14 protein-coding genes and 2 pseudogenes are annotated in these 18747 nt (G+C 64.2%); 8 read left to right on the forward strand and 8 right to left on the reverse strand.

Annotated features, from left to right (window positions below):
* Window position 1: 1 nt before the first annotated feature.
* The 7 genes and pseudogenes from AOQ71_RS48690 to AOQ71_RS28085 form a co-directional block, all read left to right on the forward strand.
* Window positions 2-79: pseudogene (locus tag AOQ71_RS48690) on the forward strand (sulfur oxidation protein SoxY); the annotation flags it as partial.
* On the forward strand, window positions 79-396 hold the full coding sequence (soxZ, locus tag AOQ71_RS28060; RefSeq protein WP_057753431.1) for a thiosulfate oxidation carrier complex protein SoxZ: 318 nt from the start codon (window positions 79-81) through the stop codon (window positions 394-396). The pseudogene AOQ71_RS48690 and the gene soxZ, both read left to right, overlap by 1 nt.
* The gene (soxA, locus tag AOQ71_RS28065; protein ID WP_057753433.1) at window positions 393-1172 is read left to right on the forward strand and encodes a sulfur oxidation c-type cytochrome SoxA; all 780 of its coding nucleotides are present in this window, start codon (window positions 393-395) and stop codon (window positions 1170-1172) included. Before soxZ ends, soxA begins: the two co-directional genes overlap by 4 nt.
* A gap of 78 nt (window positions 1173-1250) precedes the next feature.
* Window positions 1251-2576, forward strand: coding sequence for an ABC transporter substrate-binding protein (locus AOQ71_RS28070; protein ID WP_057753435.1), 1326 nt, complete (start codon window positions 1251-1253; stop codon window positions 2574-2576).
* A complete protein-coding gene (locus tag AOQ71_RS28075) occupies window positions 2573-3511 on the forward strand; it encodes a carbohydrate ABC transporter permease (RefSeq protein ID WP_057753437.1) in 939 nt (312 codons plus the stop codon). The genes AOQ71_RS28070 and AOQ71_RS28075 overlap by 4 nt, the downstream gene beginning before the upstream one ends.
* The gene (locus AOQ71_RS28080; RefSeq protein ID WP_057753439.1) at window positions 3508-4332 is read left to right on the forward strand and encodes a carbohydrate ABC transporter permease; all 825 of its coding nucleotides are present in this window, start codon (window positions 3508-3510) and stop codon (window positions 4330-4332) included. Before AOQ71_RS28075 ends, AOQ71_RS28080 begins: the two co-directional genes overlap by 4 nt.
* Before the next feature lie 78 nt (window positions 4333-4410).
* Window positions 4411-6138 (forward strand): tannase/feruloyl esterase family alpha/beta hydrolase, encoded by a 1728-nt coding sequence (locus AOQ71_RS28085; RefSeq protein WP_057753441.1) that lies wholly within the window; start codon window positions 4411-4413, stop codon window positions 6136-6138.
* Between the two features lie 51 nt (window positions 6139-6189).
* On the opposite strand, the gene AOQ71_RS28090 is transcribed toward AOQ71_RS28085, so the two are convergent.
* The 3 genes from AOQ71_RS28090 to AOQ71_RS28100 form a co-directional block, all read right to left on the reverse strand.
* Window positions 6190-7857: a hypothetical protein gene (locus AOQ71_RS28090; protein WP_057753443.1), complete on the reverse strand. Its 1668-nt coding sequence runs from the start codon at window positions 7855-7857 to the stop codon at window positions 6190-6192.
* A gap of 9 nt (window positions 7858-7866) precedes the next feature.
* Window positions 7867-8565, reverse strand: a complete 699-nt coding sequence (locus AOQ71_RS28095; protein WP_057753445.1) for a cysteine hydrolase family protein — start codon at window positions 8563-8565, stop codon at window positions 7867-7869.
* Window positions 8566-8891: 326 nt separating this feature from the next.
* On the reverse strand, window positions 8892-9845 hold the full coding sequence (locus AOQ71_RS28100) for a hypothetical protein (protein ID WP_057753850.1): 954 nt from the start codon (window positions 9843-9845) through the stop codon (window positions 8892-8894).
* Between the two features lie 162 nt (window positions 9846-10007).
* Here AOQ71_RS28100 and AOQ71_RS28105 point away from each other — a divergent pair, with 162 nt between their 5' ends.
* Window positions 10008-13484: an indolepyruvate ferredoxin oxidoreductase family protein gene (locus AOQ71_RS28105; RefSeq protein WP_057753448.1), complete on the forward strand. Its 3477-nt coding sequence runs from the start codon at window positions 10008-10010 to the stop codon at window positions 13482-13484.
* A gap of 139 nt (window positions 13485-13623) precedes the next feature.
* On the opposite strand, the gene AOQ71_RS28110 is transcribed toward AOQ71_RS28105, so the two are convergent.
* The 5 genes and pseudogenes from AOQ71_RS28110 to AOQ71_RS28125 form a co-directional block, all read right to left on the reverse strand.
* Complete coding sequence (locus AOQ71_RS28110; protein WP_057753450.1) at window positions 13624-15348, reverse strand: FAD-dependent oxidoreductase; 1725 nt, start codon at window positions 15346-15348, stop codon at window positions 13624-13626.
* Window positions 15349-15406: 58 nt separating this feature from the next.
* A partial coding sequence (locus AOQ71_RS28115; protein ID WP_245317187.1) for a S1C family serine protease occupies window positions 15407-16237 on the reverse strand: 831 nt, incomplete at its 5' end.
* 1 nt (window position 16238) lies between these two features.
* Window positions 16239-16430: pseudogene (locus AOQ71_RS48695) on the reverse strand (serine protease); the annotation flags it as partial.
* A 91-nt stretch (window positions 16431-16521) separates the two neighbouring features.
* Entirely contained in the window at window positions 16522-16971 is a 450-nt protein-coding gene (locus AOQ71_RS28120; RefSeq protein WP_057753453.1) for a gluconate 2-dehydrogenase subunit 3 family protein, read from the reverse strand.
* 7 nt (window positions 16972-16978) lie between these two features.
* Window positions 16979-18577, reverse strand: a complete 1599-nt coding sequence (locus AOQ71_RS28125; protein WP_057753456.1) for a GMC family oxidoreductase — start codon at window positions 18575-18577, stop codon at window positions 16979-16981.
* Between the last annotated feature and the right edge of the window lie 170 nt (window positions 18578-18747).

Raw genomic sequence — 18747 nt, forward strand, 5'->3', positions numbered from 1 at the left:
NCTCTCCGACGACAGCTTCTGGCAGGTCACGGCGGATGTTGTCGTGACTCTCGCCGCCTGCACCGAGGAGGTGAACTGATGACGGCACTCATCAATGTCCCCTCAAAGGCCAAGCGCGGCGACATCATCGAGATCCGCGCGCTGACCTCGCACATCATGGAAACCGGCTTCCGCCACACCATGGATGGCGCGCTGGCACCGCGCGATATCATCACGAGCTTCACCTGCCGCTACAATGGCACCGAGATCTTTCGCGCCGATCTGTTTCCGGCGATCGCCGCCAACCCGTACTTGTCCTTCTTTACGATCGCCAAAGAGAGCGGCAAGCTCGAGTTCGAATGGATCGGCGACAACGGCTATTCGTCCACCGCATCGGCATCGATCACGGTCGAATGATCTCATGGCACGCGATAGCAGTGGCGACGCTTGTCGCTACGACCTCTGCCCTGCTCGCCGGTGAGATCCCGGCCGATGCGCGCCGCTCCGGCTATTCCTTCATGGGTGCTGACACCCGCGCCATGCAGGATGACGATACCTCCAATCCAGGCATGCTGTTTGTGCTCGACGGCGAGGCGCTGTGGAGCAAGAAGGCCGGCGGCGCCGATAAAGCGTGCGCAGACTGTCACGGCGATGCGCGAAGCAGCATGAAAGGCGTCGCGGCGCGTTATCCAACCTTCGACAAGACGCTGGGGCGCCCCGTTACCCTCGACCAGCGCATCAACCTCTGCCGTGCCGATCATCAGCAGGCGAGCCCCCTGCCTTACGAGAGCCACGACATCCTGGCGCTGTCCGCGTTCGTTGCTCATCAGTCGCGCGGCGTTGCGATTACCGCGGGCGACGATCCACAGCTAAAACCTTTTGTCGAACAGGGGCGCAGCCTCTTCGTGCAGCGCGAGGGACAGCTCAACCTGGCCTGCACCAACTGCCATGACGACAACTTTGACAAGCACCTTGCGGGCTCGCCGATCACGCAAGGGCAGCCGACCGGCTATCCGCTCTATCGGTTGGAATGGCAGACGCTGGGATCCCTGGAGCGGCGCCTGCGCAGTTGCATGGCCGGCGTCCGCGCCCAGGCTTATGATTACGGCGCGCCCGAATTGGTCGCTCTCGAGCTCTATCTGATGTCGCGTGCCCGCGGAATGCCGCTGGAAACGCCAGCGGTGCGACCGTAACGCTCAAATTAGGACTAGGCAGGCGTGGAACGGTCGCTAGTATCCCCCCAAACAATTGAATCAGAGGGAGGAACTAAAGTGGCTGACCATAAGATCTCGCGCCGTACACTGTTGACGGGCACCGCTGCGGCTGGCGCGCTCAGCCTGACGGGATTGCCGGCGCGCGCCGAGGTCAACTGGAAGAAATATGCGGGCACCAAGCTGGAGGTGATCCTCGCCAAGGGGCCGCGCGGCGACAACCTGCAAAAGAACATCAAGGAGTTCACCGATCTCACCGGAATTCAGGTGGAATCGGAACAGATTCCCGAGCAGCAGCAGCGCCAGAAGTGCGTCATTGAGCTCACTTCGGGCCGACCGAGCTTCGACGTCGTGCATCTCAGCTATCACGTGCAGAAGCGGCAGTTCGAAAAGGCCGGCTGGCTCGCCGATCTGACGCCCTATATGAATGACCCGACGCTGACCGCGCCTGACCTGGTCGAGAGCGATTTTTCGGCCGCAGGTCTGCAGTACTGCAAGAACGACAAGGGGCAGATGCTGTCCCTGCCGTGGTCTGTCGATTATTTCATCCTCTACTACAACAAGGAGCTGTTCCAGAAGAAGGGCGTCGCGGTGCCCAAGACGCTGGATGACATGGTTGCAGCCGCCGAAAAGCTCACTGATGCCAAGGACGGCACCTATGGCTTCGTCGGGCGAGGCCTGCGCAACGCCAACATGACGTTGTGGACGAATTTCTTCCTCGATTATGGCGGCGAATTCCTTGATGCCAAGGGCAACATCCTGACCGACGGTCCGGAGGCCGTCGCAGCGACCAAGCTCTACCAGACCCTGCTGACGAAGATGGCCCCGCCAGGCGTCGCCGGCTTCAACTGGATGGAGTCGATGGCCTCGTTCACGCAAGGCAAATCGGCAATGTGGATCGACGGCGTCGGCTGGGCGCCGCCGCTGGAGGATCCGGCCGCCTCGCGCGTGGTCGGCAAGGTCGGCTACACTGTCGTGCCTGCCGGACCGAAGGGCCAATATTCGGCCACCTACGGCGACGGCCTCGGCATTGCCGCGGCGAGCAAGAACAAGGAAGCGGCTTATCTGCTGTGTCAGTGGGCGGTCTCCAAGACGCAGGGCGCGCGGCTGTTGCAGGCTGGCGGCGGCGTGCCGTTCCGTAACTCGATCCTGAACGATGCTGAGGTCCAGAAGGGCGTGAAGATGCCCAAGGAGTGGCTGCAGTCGGTGATCGATTCCGCCAAGATCAGCAAGCTCGGCCTGCCGGTGATCATCCCCGTCGCCGAATTCCGCGATCTCGTCGGCGCCGCTGTCACCGCGACCCTGGCCGGCTCCGATCCCGCAACAGAGCTGAAGAAGGCCCACGACCAGTTCCGGCCGATCCTGGAGCGTAGCGAAAAGGCGTGAGTACGTTGATACAATCTGCTCCGCGCGCGGCACAGTCTGATGCCGCGCCGGAGAAGGAGTTGCGGCCGCCGTCCTATTGGCCGTTCGTGGTGCCGGCGCTGGTCGTCGTGCTCGCGATCATCATCTTCCCATGGGTGTTCACGATCTGGATGAGCCTGAACGAATGGAAGGTCGGCTCGCCGACCACCTTCGTTGGCTTCTCCAACTATTTGCGCCTGACTGGCGATCCGCGTTTCATCGAGGCGATCGGACATACGCTGGTCTACACCGTGCTGTCCGTGCTGCTGCCGCTTGTGTTCGGGACGTTCGCGGCCGTGGTGTTTCACCAGAAATTCGCCGGCCGCGGTTTTCTGCGCGGCATCTTCATCATGCCGATGATGGCTACGCCCGTCGCGATCGCGCTGGTCTGGACCATGATGTTCCACCCGCAGCTCGGCGTGCTCAACTATTTGCTGTCGCTGGTCGGGATTCCCGCGCAGCTCTGGGTGTTTCATCCGGCAACGGTGATCCCCTCGCTGGTGCTGGTCGAGACCTGGCAATGGACGCCGCTGGTGATGCTGATCGTGCTCGGCGGGCTCGCTGCGATCCCGACCGAGCCCTATGAGAGCGCGCAGATCGATGGCGCCAGCCTGTGGCAGGTGTTCCGCTTCATCACCCTGCCGCTGATCATGCCGTTCCTGTTCATCGCCGGCATGATCCGCATGATCGACGCTGTGAAGAGCTTTGACGTCATCTTCGCGATCACGCAGGGCGGACCGGGATCCGCGTCGGAGACCATCAACCTCTACCTCTACAGCGTCGCCTTCGTTTACTATGACCTCGGCTACGGCTCAGCGATCGCGGTGGTGTTCTTCCTGCTGATTGTCCTGCTTGCAGCGGTGATGCTCTACGCCCGCCAGCGCATGCTATGGACCGAGATCGCGAGCGACGCATGACCCCGAAGCAAATCATCGGCAAGATCAGCCTGTGGTTCGCGGTGCTCGTCATCGTGTCGCCGGCCATCCTGTTCTTTCTCTGGATGCTGTCGCTCTCGCTCAAATTCGAGGTCGACAACGCCGCCTACCCGCCGGTCTTCATCCCCGAGCATTTCGCCTGGAAGAACTATGCGGACGTGCTCGCCTCCAACCGTTTCGTCACCTATTTCTTCAACAGCCTGATCGTCACAGGCAGCGCGACGGCGCTTGCGCTGATGGTCGGCGTCCCCGCCGGCTACGGCATTGCGCGCATGGCCGCGCACAAATCGGCGATCGTGATCCTGATCGCCCGGATCACGCCCGGCCTGTCCTATCTGATCCCGCTGTTCCTGCTGTTCCAATGGCTCGGCCTGCTCGGCACGCTGGTGCCGCAGATCATCATCCATCTGGTCGTGACGGTGCCGATCGTGATCTGGATCATGATCGGCTATTTCGAGACGACACCACTGGAGTTGGAAGAGGCCGCGCTGATTGATGGTGCCGGCCGCTGGCAGGTGTTTCGCCACGTCGCGCTGCCGATCGCCAAGCCCGGTATCGCGGTCGCCTTCATTCTCGCGGTGATCTTCTCCTGGAACAATTTCGTGTTCGGCATCGTGCTGGCCGGGCGCGAGACCCGCACCCTGCCCGTGGCCGTCTACAACATGATCTCGTTCGACCAGCTCAGTTGGGGCCCGCTCGCCGCGGCCGCACTGATCGTCACGCTGCCTGTGCTGCTGCTGACAGTGTTCGCGCAGCGGCAGATCGTCGCCGGGCTTACGGCGGGCGCCGTCAAGGGCGGGTGAGCGCCTTCCTCCTCGATCAAGCCGTAGGATCCGGTGCGTGTATCAGGAACAAGCCAATGAGAGCCGAGAAGCATAATTATGCCGGGCGCCGATCATTCACGACAAAGCTTCGCGGTGTGGCACAGAGCCGCCCTCAGCCTCGTTCTTTGCACGATCGCGCTCTCCGCGTCGGGCAGGCCCGCGGCAGCGGAGGCGGCATTCCCGAGTGACTGCGCGCGGCTTGCAGGGCTGAAGATCCCGACCCGACTGATCGGGCTGCCCAGCGGCGAGGCCACGGTCACATCGGCGAGCTACACGCCTGCCGCGCCAGCGAAGGCGACATCTTCCGCGACACCGGATTTCTGCAAGGTGGTCGGCACCATTGCTCCGATCGATCCCGCCGCGCAACTGATCAACTTTCAGCTGAACCTACCTGCCGCATGGAACGGCAAGCTGCTGCAATATGGTGGTGGCGGGTACAACGGCACGCTCGTGAGCGGCCTGGCTCCTTTGCGCGATGCCGCGCCAGATGACGCTCTGCCCCTGACGCGCGGCTATGCCACGCTCGGCACGGATTCCGGTCATCAGGTTGCTAGCTTTGCGCCCGATCGCATCGGCGAGTTCGGCCTCAACGAGGAGATGCTGATCAACTACGCCTATGCCTCCTACAAGAAGGTGCGCGACGTCGCCGTCGCGCTCGTCGACGCGCTTTATCGCAAGCGGCCGTCGAGGATCTATTATTTCGGCGGCTCGGAGGGCGGCCGCGAGGGCCTCACCATGGCACAGCGCTTCCCGGCGGATTACGACGGGATCGTCAGCGTGGTCCCGGTGGTGCAGCTGTCGATGTTGTTCCAGTCCTATGTCCCGAACAATTTGCCGCAATTCGACGGCGGCTGGCTCAACCCGGCCAAGAGCGAGACGCTGGCACGATTCGTGGCCGATGCCTGTGACGACCTGGATGGCCTGCGCGACGGCGTCATCAGCAACTATCTCACCTGCCAGCCGAAAGTGAGCTTGCAGGGGCTGCGCTGCCAAGGCGGCACCGACACGGGCGATAGCTGCTTGTCGGACGCGCAGATCGCCGCCATCCAGACGCTGCATGCGCCGCATCCCTTTCCGTTTGCGATGGCGAACGGCATCACCAGCTATCCGCAATGGCTCTATGGCAACGAGATCACGCCGGACCCGCAGCGGATGACCATCACGCGCTGGGTGATGGGCACGGCCCCACCGGCGCAGCCAATCGATGTTGCAACGGTATCGCAGCAATGGCTCTATGGCGTCAACGCAATACGCTTTATCGTGACGCGCGATGACAAGTTCGACGTGCGCAACTACCGCCCCGAGAACTTCCGCGCCCGCATCGAGGAGGTCTCGAGACTTCTCGACTCTACGAATCCGGACCTCTCAGCGTTCTTCGCCCACGGCGGCAAGCTGATCCTACGCGAGAACATGGCCGATCTCGCGCAAAGCCCACTCGCCGGGATCAATTATTTCCAATCGGTCGTGGCGCGTCTCGGCCAGTCGACGGTCGACGCATCGGCTCGGCTTTACGTCTCGCCTGGCTCGACACATACCGGACCCGGCACGAGCGTGCTGGGCGGCTCGGCGATCCCGACCATGGTCGACCTGCTCGGACCGCTCGACCGCTGGGCGGGCGACGGCATCGCTCCGGCCGACACGCTGATCCAGACCTCGAAAGACACCGCACCGCCTTTCGCCCTGAAGGCAGCCCGGCCGATGTGCCGCTATCCCGATTACCCACATTATGTGGGTGGCGACAAGGCCGCCGCTGAAAGCTTCGTCTGCAAGAAATCGATGCCCTAAAGAGCGACGACGGGCGGCAACCAGCCGCCCGTCGTTTCGCATCTACCGCCGCTACTCCGCCGGAGCGGCGTGCATCTCCGGATGCGCGGCGTAGTGCTCGCCGGCTCCAAGCTTGCTGGCCGCAAACAGGCCAGCAGCCATCACGGCGTAGGAGAAGGCCACGGCGGGCGTGACACCAAAGCCGCCGCCGACGCCGACCGCTTCGCCGTGCATGAAGCCGAAATAGGTCAGCACCGCACCGACAAGCGCGAAGGCCGACGCCTTTTCGAAGTCGCGCTCGATGATGAAGACGCCGATCGCGCCGAGGATGAGGCCGCCAAGGATGGAGCCACCGCCCATCACCTCCAGCCCGTGATAGAACACACCCTGCTGCGGCAGAGCGGCGACCGCCGCGGTCTTCACGGCGTCGGCTTTGTCGGCCGCCATGCCGCCGACGGTCGCGGCCGCTGTCATGGTCGAGGCCAGCATCGTGTCGATCTGGAGCTTGGCCCAGGCGGCAAGATGCGGCGTCAGCGCCAGCACGATCGCGGGCGCATGCTTGATCGGTGTGGTCTGGAACGCCTGCGCACCGATCAGCATGCCGATATAGAGCAGGATCGGCGAGATCGCGACCACGGGCACGAGCGCCAGCAGCACCGAGATGATGCCGAACCAGGCCAGCACCACCACCATGATGCCGGTCGCCGCCGAATAGCCGATGCGGCCGCCCATCGCCTTCCAGCCGGGATGGCCGATATAGACCGCGTTGATGAAGGGATTGCCCATCAGGCAGCCGATCAGGCTGACGACGCCGTCGGCGGTCAGCACCCGCGTGGTGGGATATTCGTCACCGGCTGCTTCCGCGCTCTCGACATTGTCCATGGCCTCGACGAGGTCATAGATGCCGAACGGAATGGCAGTGACCAGGATGACGCCGAGGAACTCGAAGCCGGAGAAGACATAGCCCACCGCCGGGATTGGCACCGAGAAGCCGAAGTTTGCGAAGGCTGCGCCCACGCCTTTGAGACTCAACCCCCCAAGGCCGAGCCCGAACAGGTTCGAGCCCCAGGCGATGATCATGCCGGCCGCAATCGCCACGAGGCCTGCGGGAATGCCGCGCCAGTATTTCACGCCGCCGAACCAGCTCACCAGGATGATAGCGAAGCAGACGAGGCCGATCTGCGGCGTCATATACATCTCCAGCGCAGGCCGCATCGAGATGAAGGTGACGGAGACGCCGGCAAGCGTGCCGAGCAGTGCCGCGCGCGGCGTGATCTTGCGGATGAACGGCGCGATGAAGCCGCCGATCATCAGGATGAAGCTCTGGAAGAACACCCAGACCAGGCCGGCTGACCAGCCCTTGAGCGGGTCGCCGGTCTTGAGCGTGATCGGTAGCATGATCACGAAAGTGACGATGAACATGTGCGGCACGCTGACGCCCGACGGCAGCGCGCAGACGTCGTTGCGGCCGGTCTTCTGCGCGAGCCGATAAGCGAGGAAGGCGTAGTAGAAGGTGGAGAGGCACATCATCAGCCCGAGCGCGGGCAGGATGCGGCCGAACACGAGACTATCAGGCATCTTCAACACGAAACGAAGCAGGCCCGTGAGCACCAGCATGTTGACGAGGATGTTGGTGCCGAAGCCAAAAAACGCGTTCCAGTCGCCCGATGTCCATAACGCCGGTTTAAATTCGGACGTATTGCTGTCAGATTTGCCGGCCGTCCCCGTCAAAGTGCTCATGAGAACCCCCTATGTGGTCGAAATCGTCATCGCCTCCAGTACTGCGGCTGAGCTAGCGACCCAGCCGAAGATGCCGCCCTGGGCCTTGATCATCTTCAGGCCCATCTCGTGAAACTCGGGGAAATAGGATGCGCAGCCATCCGAGATGACGACGCAGCGATAGCCGCGGTCATTGGCCTCGCGCACGGTGGTGTTGACGCACACCTCGGTGGTGACGCCGCACACGAGCAGATTCTCGATGCCATATTTCTCCAGCACATCGGTCAGCTCGGTGGCGTAGAACGCGCCCTTGCCGGGCTTGTCGATCACAACCTCGCTGTCGAGCGGATAGAGCTCCGGAATGATGTCGTGGCCGGCCTCGCCACGAATGAGGATGCGGCCCATCGGGCCGGGATCGCCGATCCGCAACGACGGCGCGCCACGCTCGACTTTCGCCGGCGGCGCATCGGACAGATCGGGCAGATGACCTTCGCGGGTGTGGATCACCAGCATGCCGGTGTCGCGCGCCGCCTTCAGCACCGCGCCAATCGGCTTCACCGCGCGCGCAAGCTGGCTGACATCATTGCCAAGCGTCTCGCCGAAACCACCGGGCTCCATGAAGTCGCGCTGCATGTCGATGATCACGAGAGCAGTCGACGACCAGTCGAGCCTGATCGGCTCGGGCTCGGCACTGATGACGCCCAGTGTCGGCTTGGCTGAGTTCAACATGACGCAGGCCCCCGCGAGAACTCTCTTTGAGGAGAGTTCTGCAAGCACCATGCCATTGTGTACAATTGCGCTGACGTGCGAGCTGAAACGAAAATCGATGCGTGCTCAGAAGGTTACGTCAGACGTCGACGTCTGCTTATTCCCTGTGCGACGGCTTTGCGACGTGCATTTGCCTAGAGGATGAGCGGCCTCCTCCGTCATTCCGGGGCGACGCGTCAGCGTCGAACCGGGAATCCATCGAGCAGCAAACGTACGGTGAAATGGATTCTCAGATGCGCAATTGCTCGTAGCTCGCGCTCCCCGCGCCCCGGAATGACGGGATGGTGCTACCGCCCCGCTCCATACAGCCGCCGATACTCCTTCTCATAGGGCGCGTACGAATCCTTCAGCGTCGCCATGTTGAGCAGCATGGTCGCGACCATCGCGCCAGCCTTGTCGAACACCCGCGTCTTGACCCAGGCGCTTTCGGTGCGACGGCTGCCGGACAGCGCGACCACCTCGCGTTCGACTTCGTATTCTTCGTCAACGAAGAGCGGCCCCTTCACCAGCCGGATCTCCTGGTCAGCGAACAGGCCGACGGCCGGTCCCTTCGCCGGCAGCGGATCGTCCTTGGAACGGTACTGGAACAGCACGCTCAGCATTTCCATCGGGATGATCGCCTTCCGCCACGGATTGTCGGCGCTCGAATAGTAAGGCGAGCTTTCGGTGATGACTGCGAGCTTCTGCCTGAGGGAGAACGGATAGAGGTCGCCCATGTTCTGGTCGAACGCCATCCGCACCAGCTGCCGCTTGCTCGTCTGCGCCACCTTCACGTCGCGCAGGATCACCGGATCGGTGAGCGGCTTGAGCTCTGTCAGGCGCGTCTCCAGCGCTGTCGCAGCGTTGGGATCGCCGACTGACGCCGTGCCGCGCAGCACCTCGGTGCCGTCGCGCTTTATCATCTGGATCTGGCACTGGCTCGTTCCAGGCAAAGGCTTTGACAGGATCGCCTGCACGTCCTCGCCTTCGAAACAGGCATTGCGATAGTGCGCAGAGAGACAACCACTCTCGAACCACGCCCGCCCCCACAGCCGCGCGCCGAGCGGCGCGAACTGGCTGAAATGCGTGGGGCCTTCGATGGTACCGCCCTTGAAGCCGAGCTTCTGCGCGGTGGCGTCGTCGTGGATGGAGGCATGCGCGTCGTAAACCTGCGCGTGCAGCATCTGGCGCGGCTGACGCCACGGCCCGATCAGAGCCTCGGCGGTTTCGGTGATCTCGGTATTGAACGCGTTCGCTGTCATCGGTTCCTCCACGGGCAGCCATGACTAGCAGGCCCGCCACGGATGCGGCCAGCGATATTGACTTCGATGCTCCATGCTTTTGACTGCGGCATCCGCTTCGCAAGTCGCCAATCTTTCCGCGGCGCAAAATTCCCACCTGATACGACGACGAGGACTGCTGAAATGACGCTATTGCAGGTCGAGCTGGACGATAAATACCGGCTCGAATCGAAGCGGATCTTCCTGTCCGGCACCCAAGCCCTGGTCCGCTTGCCCATGTTGCAGCGCGAACGCGACCGGCTCCAAGGGCTCAGCACCGGCGGCTTCATCTCCGGCTATCGCGGTTCCCCGCTTGGCATGTACGACCACGCGCTGTGGCGCGCGAAGTCGCATCTGCAGCAGCACGATATCGCCTTCGTCCCCGGCCTGAACGAGGATCTGGCGGCGACCGCGGTCTGGGGCAGCCAGCAGGTCGGCCTGTTTCCCGGCGCCAAGGTCGATGGCGTGTTCGGCATCTGGTACGGCAAGGGTCCCGGCGTCGATCGCTCGGTCGATGCGCTCAAGCACGCCAACGCGGCCGGCACCTCACTCAACGGTGGCGTGCTGGCGCTTGCCGGCGACGATCATGGCTGCCAGTCCTCGACGCTGGCGCATCAGAGCGAGCAGGTCTTCGCGGCGGCGCTGATTCCCGTGATCAATCCGGCCACGCTGCAGGATTATCTCGATCTTGGCCTCTACGGCTTTGCGCTGTCGCGCTTCTCCGGCTGCTGGGTCGGCTTCAAGGCCATCAGCGAGACCGTGGAAAGCTCGGCGTCCATCTACAGCGATCCTGAACGCATCAAGATCGCGCTTCCCGATGATTTCGAGATGCCGCCCGGCGGCCTCAACATCCGCTGGCCCGATCCGCCGCTGGAGGCCGAGCGGCGCCTGTTCGGGCCGAAGATGCAAGCGGTGCAGGCCTTCGCCCGCGCCAACCAACTCGATCGCATCGTGCTCGATTCCAAGGCCGCCCGGCTCGGCATCATCGCGACCGGCAAGGCCTATCTCGATCTGCGCCAGGCGTTGGCCGACCTCGGCATTACCGACAAGGACGCGCAGGATCTCGGCTTGCGCATCTACAAGGTCGCGCTGACCTGGCCGCTGGAGGAAAGCGGCGCCAAGCGCTTTGCCGAAGGCCTGCAGGACGTGCTCGTCGTCGAGGAGAAGCGCGGCTTCATCGAAGACCAGCTGATGCGCATCCTCTACAACATCGATGCGTCGAAGCGCCCGACTATCACCGGAAAGCGCGATGAGAGCGGCGCGCCGCTGCTGCCGAGCGAAGGCGAACTGACGCCGACCATCGTAGCGGGCGCGTTGGTCGCGCGCTTGCGCAAGCTCGGCCATCACAGCCCGGTGCTGGAGCAGCGCCTCGCGCGGCTCGAGGCCTTCGACAATCCCGTCACGACCAGTTCGCAGATCAAGCTAGCGCGGACGCCCTTTTTCTGCTCGGGCTGCCCGCACAACACCTCGACGCGCGTACCCGAAGGAAGCCGCGCCATGGCCGGCATCGGTTGTCACGGCATGGCGCTGAACATGCCGACGCGGCGCACCGACCTGATATCGCATATGGGCGCCGAGGGCGTGAACTGGATCGGACAAGCGCCCTTCACCGCCGAGAAGCACATCTTTCAGAATCTCGGCGATGGCACCTATACTCACTCCGGCTTGCTGGCGCTGCGCGCTGCCTCAGCGGCCGGCATCAGCATCACCTACAAGATCCTCTACAACGACGCCGTCGCGATGACCGGCGGCCAGCCGGCGGAAGGTGCCTTCAACGTTGCGCAAATCGCGCATCAGGTCTGGGCCGAGGGCGTCAAGCGGCTCGCGATCGTCTCCGACGATCCCGGCAAATATCCTGAGGGGAACTACTTCCCACAAGGCGCGACCATCCATCATCGCCGCGAGCTCGATGCCGTGCAGCGCGAGCTGCGCGACATCAGGGGCCTCACGGTCATCATCTACGACCAGACCTGCGCCGCCGAAAAGCGCCGCCGCCGCAAGCGCGGCCTCTATCCCGATCCGGCCAAGCGCGCCTTCATCAATGAGTTGGTCTGTGAAGGCTGCGGCGATTGCTCGCAGGCCTCCAACTGCGTCTCGGTGCAGCCGCTCGAGACCGAGTTCGGCCGCAAGCGCCAGATCGACCAGTCCAACTGCAACAAGGACTTTTCCTGCGTCGAAGGCTTTTGCCCGAGTTTTGTCACCGTGCATGGCGGCTCGCTGAAGCGCATGAAGACATCGGCGGTCGATTCCGGCCAGTTGTTCGCCGATCTGCCGCCGCCGCCGCTGCGTGAGCTGGACGGTCCCTACAACATCCTCGTCACCGGCATCGGCGGCACCGGTGTCATCACGATCGGCGCGCTGCTCGGCATGGCCGCCCATGTCGACGGCCGCGGCTGCTCGGCGCTCGACTTCACCGGCCTGTCGCAGAAGAACGGCGCCGTGATGAGCCACGTCCGCATCGCGCCGAAGCCGGAGGATATCTCGGCCGTCCGCATCACCACCGGCGGCGCCGACGTCATCCTCGGCTGCGACATGATCGTCTCGGCCGGCCCCACCGCGCTCAGCCGCGCCGAGCGCGGCGTGACCAAGGCCTACATCAACGCCGACCTGCAGCCGACCGCGAGCTTCGTGCAAAACCCCGATCTGGATTTCGAGATGGGCACGATGCAGGCCGTGCTGCGCGACGCCGTCGGCGACAAGAACCTTGACATCATCGACGCGACAGGCATTGCCGCGGCACTGATGGCCGACAGCATCGCGACCAATCCCTTCATGCTGGGCTTCGCCTTCCAGAAGGGCGCAATCCCGCTGTCGCTGGAGGCCCTGCTCCGCGCAATCGAGATCAACGGCGCCGCGATCGAGATGAACAAGCTCGCCTTCACCTGGGGCCGCCTCGCCGCTCACGACATGTCACGCGTGCGCAGCGTGCTGCAGTTCAAGAGCCGCGCCTCCGCCGCGACCAATTCGCTCGACGATGTCGTCGCAACCCGCGCGGAGTTCCTGACGGGCTATCAGGACAAGGCCTACGCCGACCGCTATCTTGCGGCGGTTGCGAAGGTGCGCAAGGCAGAAACGGCCGCTTCGCCTCGGTCCTCGGAGTTGACCGAGGCCGTGGCAAAGAACCTGTTCAAGCTGATGTCCTACAAGGACGAATACGAGGTCGCGCGACTCTACACAGATGGCAGCTTTGCCAAAAAGGTATCGGAGAAATTCGACGGCAACTTCACGCTGAAGTACCATTTGGCACCGCCGATCTTCGCCAAGCGCGACAAGACGACGGGACGGCTTCAGAAGCAGGAGTTCGGCGGCTGGATGATCCACGCCTTCCGCGTGCTGGCAAGATTCAAATTCCTGCGCGGCAGCGCGTTCGATCTGTTCGGCCGCACCGAGGAGCGCCGGATGGAGCGGAAGCTGGTCGCGGATTATCTTGACATGATCGATCAGCGGATGGCTGGACTGAAGGCGGAGCAGATTCCACTGCTGACGCGGCTCGCGCGTGTTCCGGAAACCATCCGCGGCTTCGGCCACGTCAAGGAAGCTAACGTCAAGCTGGCAGCAGCCGAGAAGGCGCGACTGGAAGCGGAGCTGGAGAACAGCTGCTTTGCAGCCGCGGCGGAGTAGCGGTTAAACGCGAGCCTCCCTCCGCGTCATTGCGAGGAGCTCTTGCGACGAAGCAATCCAGAATTTTTCCGCGGAGACAGTCTGGATTGCTTCGCTGCGCTCGCAATGACGGAACTTGTTGAGAGGGAGCGGACGACACTCAGACGGACGCCCGCGCAGCGCTGGGCGCTGCCACCCCGCCCTCCGCCAGATGCCGCCCGGCAATATAGCCGAACGTCAGTGCCGGCCCGAGCATGATGCCCGGGGCCGGACAATTCCCGTTCGTGATCGAGCCCATGTCGTTGCCGCAGGCATAGAGCCCCGCGATCGGCGTGCCGTCCTCGCGTAGCACGCGCGCCTGCGCATCGACCTTCATGCCGATCGCCGTGCCGAGATCGGCGGGATAGATCCGCATTGCAAAGAACGGCGCACCGACGATCGGCGCGACGCAAGGATTGGGCTTGTGCGCAGCATCGCCGTGGTGCCGTTGGTAGATGGTGCTGCCACGGCCGAATTCGGGATCGCGGCCCTCCTTCGCATCGGCATTATAGCTCGCGATTGTCGCCGTGAGCACAGCCGGCCTGATGCCGATCTTGGCCGCGAGCTCTGCGATGTCAGGCGCCTCAATCAGCTCGCCGCCGGCCACATATCGCCGCACGTTGCGCGTGAGCGGCCTGATGCGGCCGAGACCGTAGCTCCACAGGAAGGGACGGTCGCAGACCAGGTAGAACGGCCGGTCCCGCTCGCCATTGGCATCGCGCAGCATGGCGAGCGCGAACTCATGGTACGGCAGCGCTTCATTGACGAAACGGCGACCGGCGGCGTTGACGGCAATCACGCCGGGCTTGGCGCGGTCGGTCACCATGTGGGGAAACACACCCCTTCTGCCGTCGGCGCGTCGGAAGAGCGAGGCCGGCACCCAATAGGCCGGGCTCGTCGCCTCCGTGTTGAGCGCAGCGCCAGCCGTCGTCGCAAGGCGAATTCCATCGCCCGTGGTCGAAGTGTCGGTCGCCGAGACCAACCCGGCTGCCGCAGGGAAGAAACGTTTGCGCAGGATGGCATCGTGCGAGAACCCGCCCGTCGCCAGGACCACGCCGCGCCGCGCGGTGATCAGGCGATCGCGCGCGCCATGACGAATGACCACACCGCTGACACGGTCACCCTGTATCGACAGATCCTCGACGTCGGCACTGCAGAGGATCTCCACCCGCCGCGCCAGCAGCGAGGCGTACAGCCGCGCGGCGAGCGCATTGCCGAGATGCAGCGTCGTCCCGCGGGACCAGCGCAGCCGTTGCAGCGCGTATTGGGAAACGAGCCGTGCCACGCGCAGGGTCGACCGCAACGATTTTCCGACGCGGCATAGATGTGGAATGTCGAGACAATCGACCATCATCCCGCCGAAAAGCATCAACTCCGGCAGCGGTGGGCGCAGCCGCGCGAAAGCTTCGCCGAGCCGTATTCCGTCGAAGGCTGCGGGCTGCAGCACTCGCCCGCCAGATGTCGCACCTAACCGCTCAGGATAATGGTCCGGGCAGACTTTCACCGGCCGAAGCTGCACCTCGGTCCTGGCTTCGAGATAGGCGATCGCCTCCGGGCCGCGCGCGAGAAAGGCCGCGCGCAGGCCCGCGTTGGCGGGCTCGGGCACCGTACTCGACAGATACTGGACTGCATCCGCAATGCTGTCGGCGAGCCCCGTCTCCTTCATCTTGGCATTCGCGGGGATCCAGACCATGCCGTCAGACCACGCCGTGGTGCCGCCGACGAAGGCGGTCTTCTCGATCACCAGCACACGCAGGCCTTCAGCGGCGGCGACGGCCGCAGCCGTCATGCCGCCGGCACCCGCGCCGATGACAATGACGTCGTAGGTCTCATGCGCCGGCATCATGCGGCTGGGATCCGGAGGCGAGGCATGACACCGTCATACCCCGCCCGCCGTCCCGCAGCTAGCGCTGCGGCTTCCGCTCGATCGGATCGATATCGATCGCCCGCAGCCGTCCGAGCCGGAGCACGTCCATGGCGAGCCGCCGGCCGATCCGGTCGCGATCGAGCACGCGGATCAGATCGTCGACGCCGTTGATTTCGACGCCGTCGAGCCTGATCACGACGTCGCCGGGCAACAGGCCGGCCTTCGCCGCCGGTCCATCCGGCTCGATCTGCATCAAGAGCGCACCCATCTTGTTCTCGACGCCGGCGAGCACCGCGTGCCGCCGCGGCACCGGCGCGGTCTGCCCGGCAACGCCGATATAGGCGCGGCGGACATAGCCGTGGCGGATGATCTCCGACAGCACGAATTGCGCGGTGTTGCTGGCGACCGCAAAGCAGATGCCTTGTGCCCCATTGATGATGGCCGTGTTGATGCCGATCACCTCGGCATTCGACGACACCAGCGGACCACCGGAATTGCCGGGGTTGAGCGCGGCATCGGTCTGGATCACGTCCTCGATGGTGCGGCCGCTCACAGAGCGGATCGAGCGCCCGAGCGCCGAGACCACGCCGGCGGTGACGGTCGATTCGAAGCCGAGCGGATTGCCGATCGCGATCACGAGCTGGCCGCGCCGCAGCGTCTTGGAGTTGCCAAGCGCGGCATACGGCAAGTCGCGCACGCCGTTGGCGCGCAGCAGCGCGAGATCCGTATCCGGATCGACGCCCAGCACCCGGGCATCGCCGACATGGCCCTCGACATCGCGTAGCCGGATCACCTTGGCCGAGCCGACCACATGGCTGTTGGTGAGCACGAGGCCATCAGGCGAAATCACGATGCCCGAGCCGAGCCCNCCCGCCACGCTCGCGGCCATTCGGCGTTTTTGGTCCCGTCTCAACGCGCACGACGGCAGGACCGACGCGGTCGGTCACATCGATCACGGCGTTGGAATAGGCGTCCAGCAGGACCCGGTCATCGACGGGGGCAGATTCTGTCGTTCGCGATGACGCTGCGTCATCGACGATATCTGAGGTGAAATCCAGCATGGCAAGAATCCTTGAAGCTCACACAGATGGTGGCCTGTGCCCTGCCGTGCAAGGGACCCGCCTGGGGCGCGGGACTGAACTGCCCAGATGGCTAGGGCGCGCGCCGCAGTGTGCCGCCCCTCGCCTTGACCGGATCGAGCAGCGACCAGTCGCCGTCGGGGAGCACGTGGCCCTTGGGAAACGGCGCGCGCAGCTCCAGTCCAAGCGAGCGCAGCACGCGGTCGTCGCGGTAGTAGCATTGCAGCACGACGCGAACGAGCGTTGCCGCAGCCGCGCCGCCGTTCTTGCGAAACTCCTGCGCCACGGCATCGCGCTGCGTCGCGTCGAGCTCGGCGAGCGGCCCGCCGGCCAGCCGCGCCAGATGGTCCAGCGCTGCCGCCACCATCCTGGTGTCGCGGCCGAGTGTCGCCAGCATGTCGGCCTGGATCGCGGCATCGTCGGCGCCGGGCACCTTGTACTCGTCACTGGCGGGCACGATCATCGCGGCGATGGTGCGGAGGTCGTCGCGCTGAGCGCGCGTGAGTTGGTTGTCAGCGGTCATGACGGCCTCAGTCGAACAAATTGGCGAGGCGCTGCTTCATCTGGTCGGCGATGTAGAGCGCAAGCGCCTGGATGGTGGAGGTCGGATTCACGCCGCCCGAGGTGACGAAAATGCTGCCGTCGACGATGAAGAGGTTCTTCACGTCATGCGTGCGGCCCCATTCGTTGACGACGGAGCGCTTGGGGTCAGTACCCATCCGCGCGGTGCCGAGCAGGTGCCAGCCGCCCCAGGGGATCGGGGAGTTGACGCAGATGTCGGTTGCGCCGGCCATCTCCAGCACCTCGCGGCCGCGGGCGAGCGCATGGTCCATCATCCTCCGGCTGTTCTCGGAGATCGTGTAGTCGATCTTCGGCGCGGGAATGCCGTGGCTGTCCTTCAGCACCGGATCGAGCGTGACCTGGTTGTGCTCCTCCGGCAGATCCTCGCAGATCGCCGAGAAGCCCAAGCGGTGCCCATTGAGCTTGCGGAAGACGCGGTGGTGATCCGCGCCCCAGGGCAGAATGCCCTTCTGCTCGCTGACGACGGCCTCGAACACGGGACCTGCCCCGCGCACGAACTGAACGCCATAGCCGCGCACGAAGCCGCGCGAGAGGTCCGTGTCGTACCACTGCTTGCTCCACAGGCAGGTCGGCGGCGCGCGGTTCGAGTCGGTCGGCTCCTTCACATAGCCGTAGATCTGCGCATAGGGATGGAACATCAGGTTCTTGCCGACGAGCCCCGACGAATTGGCAAGGCCGTTCGGAAAGCGGTCGGATTTCGAGTTGAGCAGCAGCCGCGGCGTGCCAACGCCATTGCAGGCGATGATCACGACATGCGCGGGCTGGAACTGCTCGACGCCATCCTTGTCGTAATAGACCACGCCCGAAGCCATGCCGTTCTCGTCGGTGGTGATCTCGCGCACGCGGCAATGCGTGCGCAGCTCGACACCGGCGCGAATTGCATGCGGCCAATAGGTGATGTCGGTCGAGGATTTTGCGCCTTGCGCGCAGGCCGGCGTGCAATGGCCGAGATTGATGCAGCGCGCCCGGCCTTCATAGTCCATGGTCGCGACGGTCGTGTCCGACGGCCACCAGTGCCAGCCGAGCTTGTTCATGGCCTTGGCGACGATGGCCCCGGACAATCCCATCGGCTGCTGCGGCATCGGCGGATGGGTCAATGGCGAGAGCGGATCGCCTGACAGGCCCGACGTGCCCATCATGCGGTCGTTCTCTTCAAAGAACGGCGTCAGCGCGTCATAGTCGATCGGCCAGTCGTCGGCGACGCCGTCGAGCGTCTTCACCTTGAAATCGGACGGATGCAGCCGCGGCCAGTGCGCGGTGTACATCACCGTCGAGCCGCCGACGGCGTTATAGTTCACGACCTTGATCGGCGAATTGTCGTCGTTGACAGGATAGTCCTCGGGCCGGCCGCGGATATTGGGACTCGACGACCATTCGCCGAAGAACCTGGCCTCCCAATCCCGGCCTGTGCTCGGATATTCCGCCGGGTTCATCCAGCCGCCCTGCTCCAGGCAGAGAATATGCATCTTCGTCTCGGCCAGCGACCACGCCACCGCCGCGCCAGAAGCGCCGGCGCCGATGATCAGGACGTCCACGGGGTCTTTCATCGAAAAGTCTTCCTCCCGCCCTCGCCACTTCCCGGGCGATTCGGCCATCACGGCTTACAAGGCTGCAGAACGATAGGGGTAGACCGGCCGGCGAGTAAAGGCTGGCTGGCGAATGTCGCACTTCGCACAACGCAGACCATTGGTCTGGCGATGACCGGATGCTAGGAACG

This window comes from Bradyrhizobium manausense (genome assembly GCF_001440035.1).
Taxonomy (GTDB): Bacteria; Pseudomonadota; Alphaproteobacteria; order Rhizobiales; family Xanthobacteraceae; genus Bradyrhizobium; species Bradyrhizobium manausense.

Bases quoted from the DNA above. Each gene is read 5' to 3' on its own strand.
- soxZ (WP_057753431.1), top strand. From the start codon at position 79: ATGACGGCACTCATCAATGTCCCCTCAAAGGCCAAGCGCGGCGACATC.
- soxA (WP_057753433.1), top strand. From the start codon at position 393: ATGATCTCATGGCACGCGATAGCAGTGGCGACGCTTGTCGCTACGACC.
- AOQ71_RS28080 (WP_057753439.1), top strand. From the start codon at position 3,508: ATGACCCCGAAGCAAATCATCGGCAAGATCAGCCTGTGGTTCGCGGTG.
- AOQ71_RS28085 (WP_057753441.1), top strand. From the start codon at position 4,411: ATGCCGGGCGCCGATCATTCACGACAAAGCTTCGCGGTGTGGCACAGA.
- AOQ71_RS28090 (WP_057753443.1), bottom strand. From the start codon at position 7,857: ATGAGCACTTTGACGGGGACGGCCGGCAAATCTGACAGCAATACGTCC.
- AOQ71_RS28095 (WP_057753445.1), bottom strand. From the start codon at position 8,565: ATGTTGAACTCAGCCAAGCCGACACTGGGCGTCATCAGTGCCGAGCCC.
- AOQ71_RS28100 (WP_057753850.1), bottom strand. From the start codon at position 9,845: ATGACAGCGAACGCGTTCAATACCGAGATCACCGAAACCGCCGAGGCT.
- AOQ71_RS28105 (WP_057753448.1), top strand. From the start codon at position 10,008: ATGACGCTATTGCAGGTCGAGCTGGACGATAAATACCGGCTCGAATCG.
- AOQ71_RS28110 (WP_057753450.1), bottom strand. From the start codon at position 15,348: ATGATGCCGGCGCATGAGACCTACGACGTCATTGTCATCGGCGCGGGT.
- AOQ71_RS28120 (WP_057753453.1), bottom strand. From the start codon at position 16,971: ATGACCGCTGACAACCAACTCACGCGCGCTCAGCGCGACGACCTCCGC.
- AOQ71_RS28125 (WP_057753456.1), bottom strand. From the start codon at position 18,577: ATGAAAGACCCCGTGGACGTCCTGATCATCGGCGCCGGCGCTTCTGGC.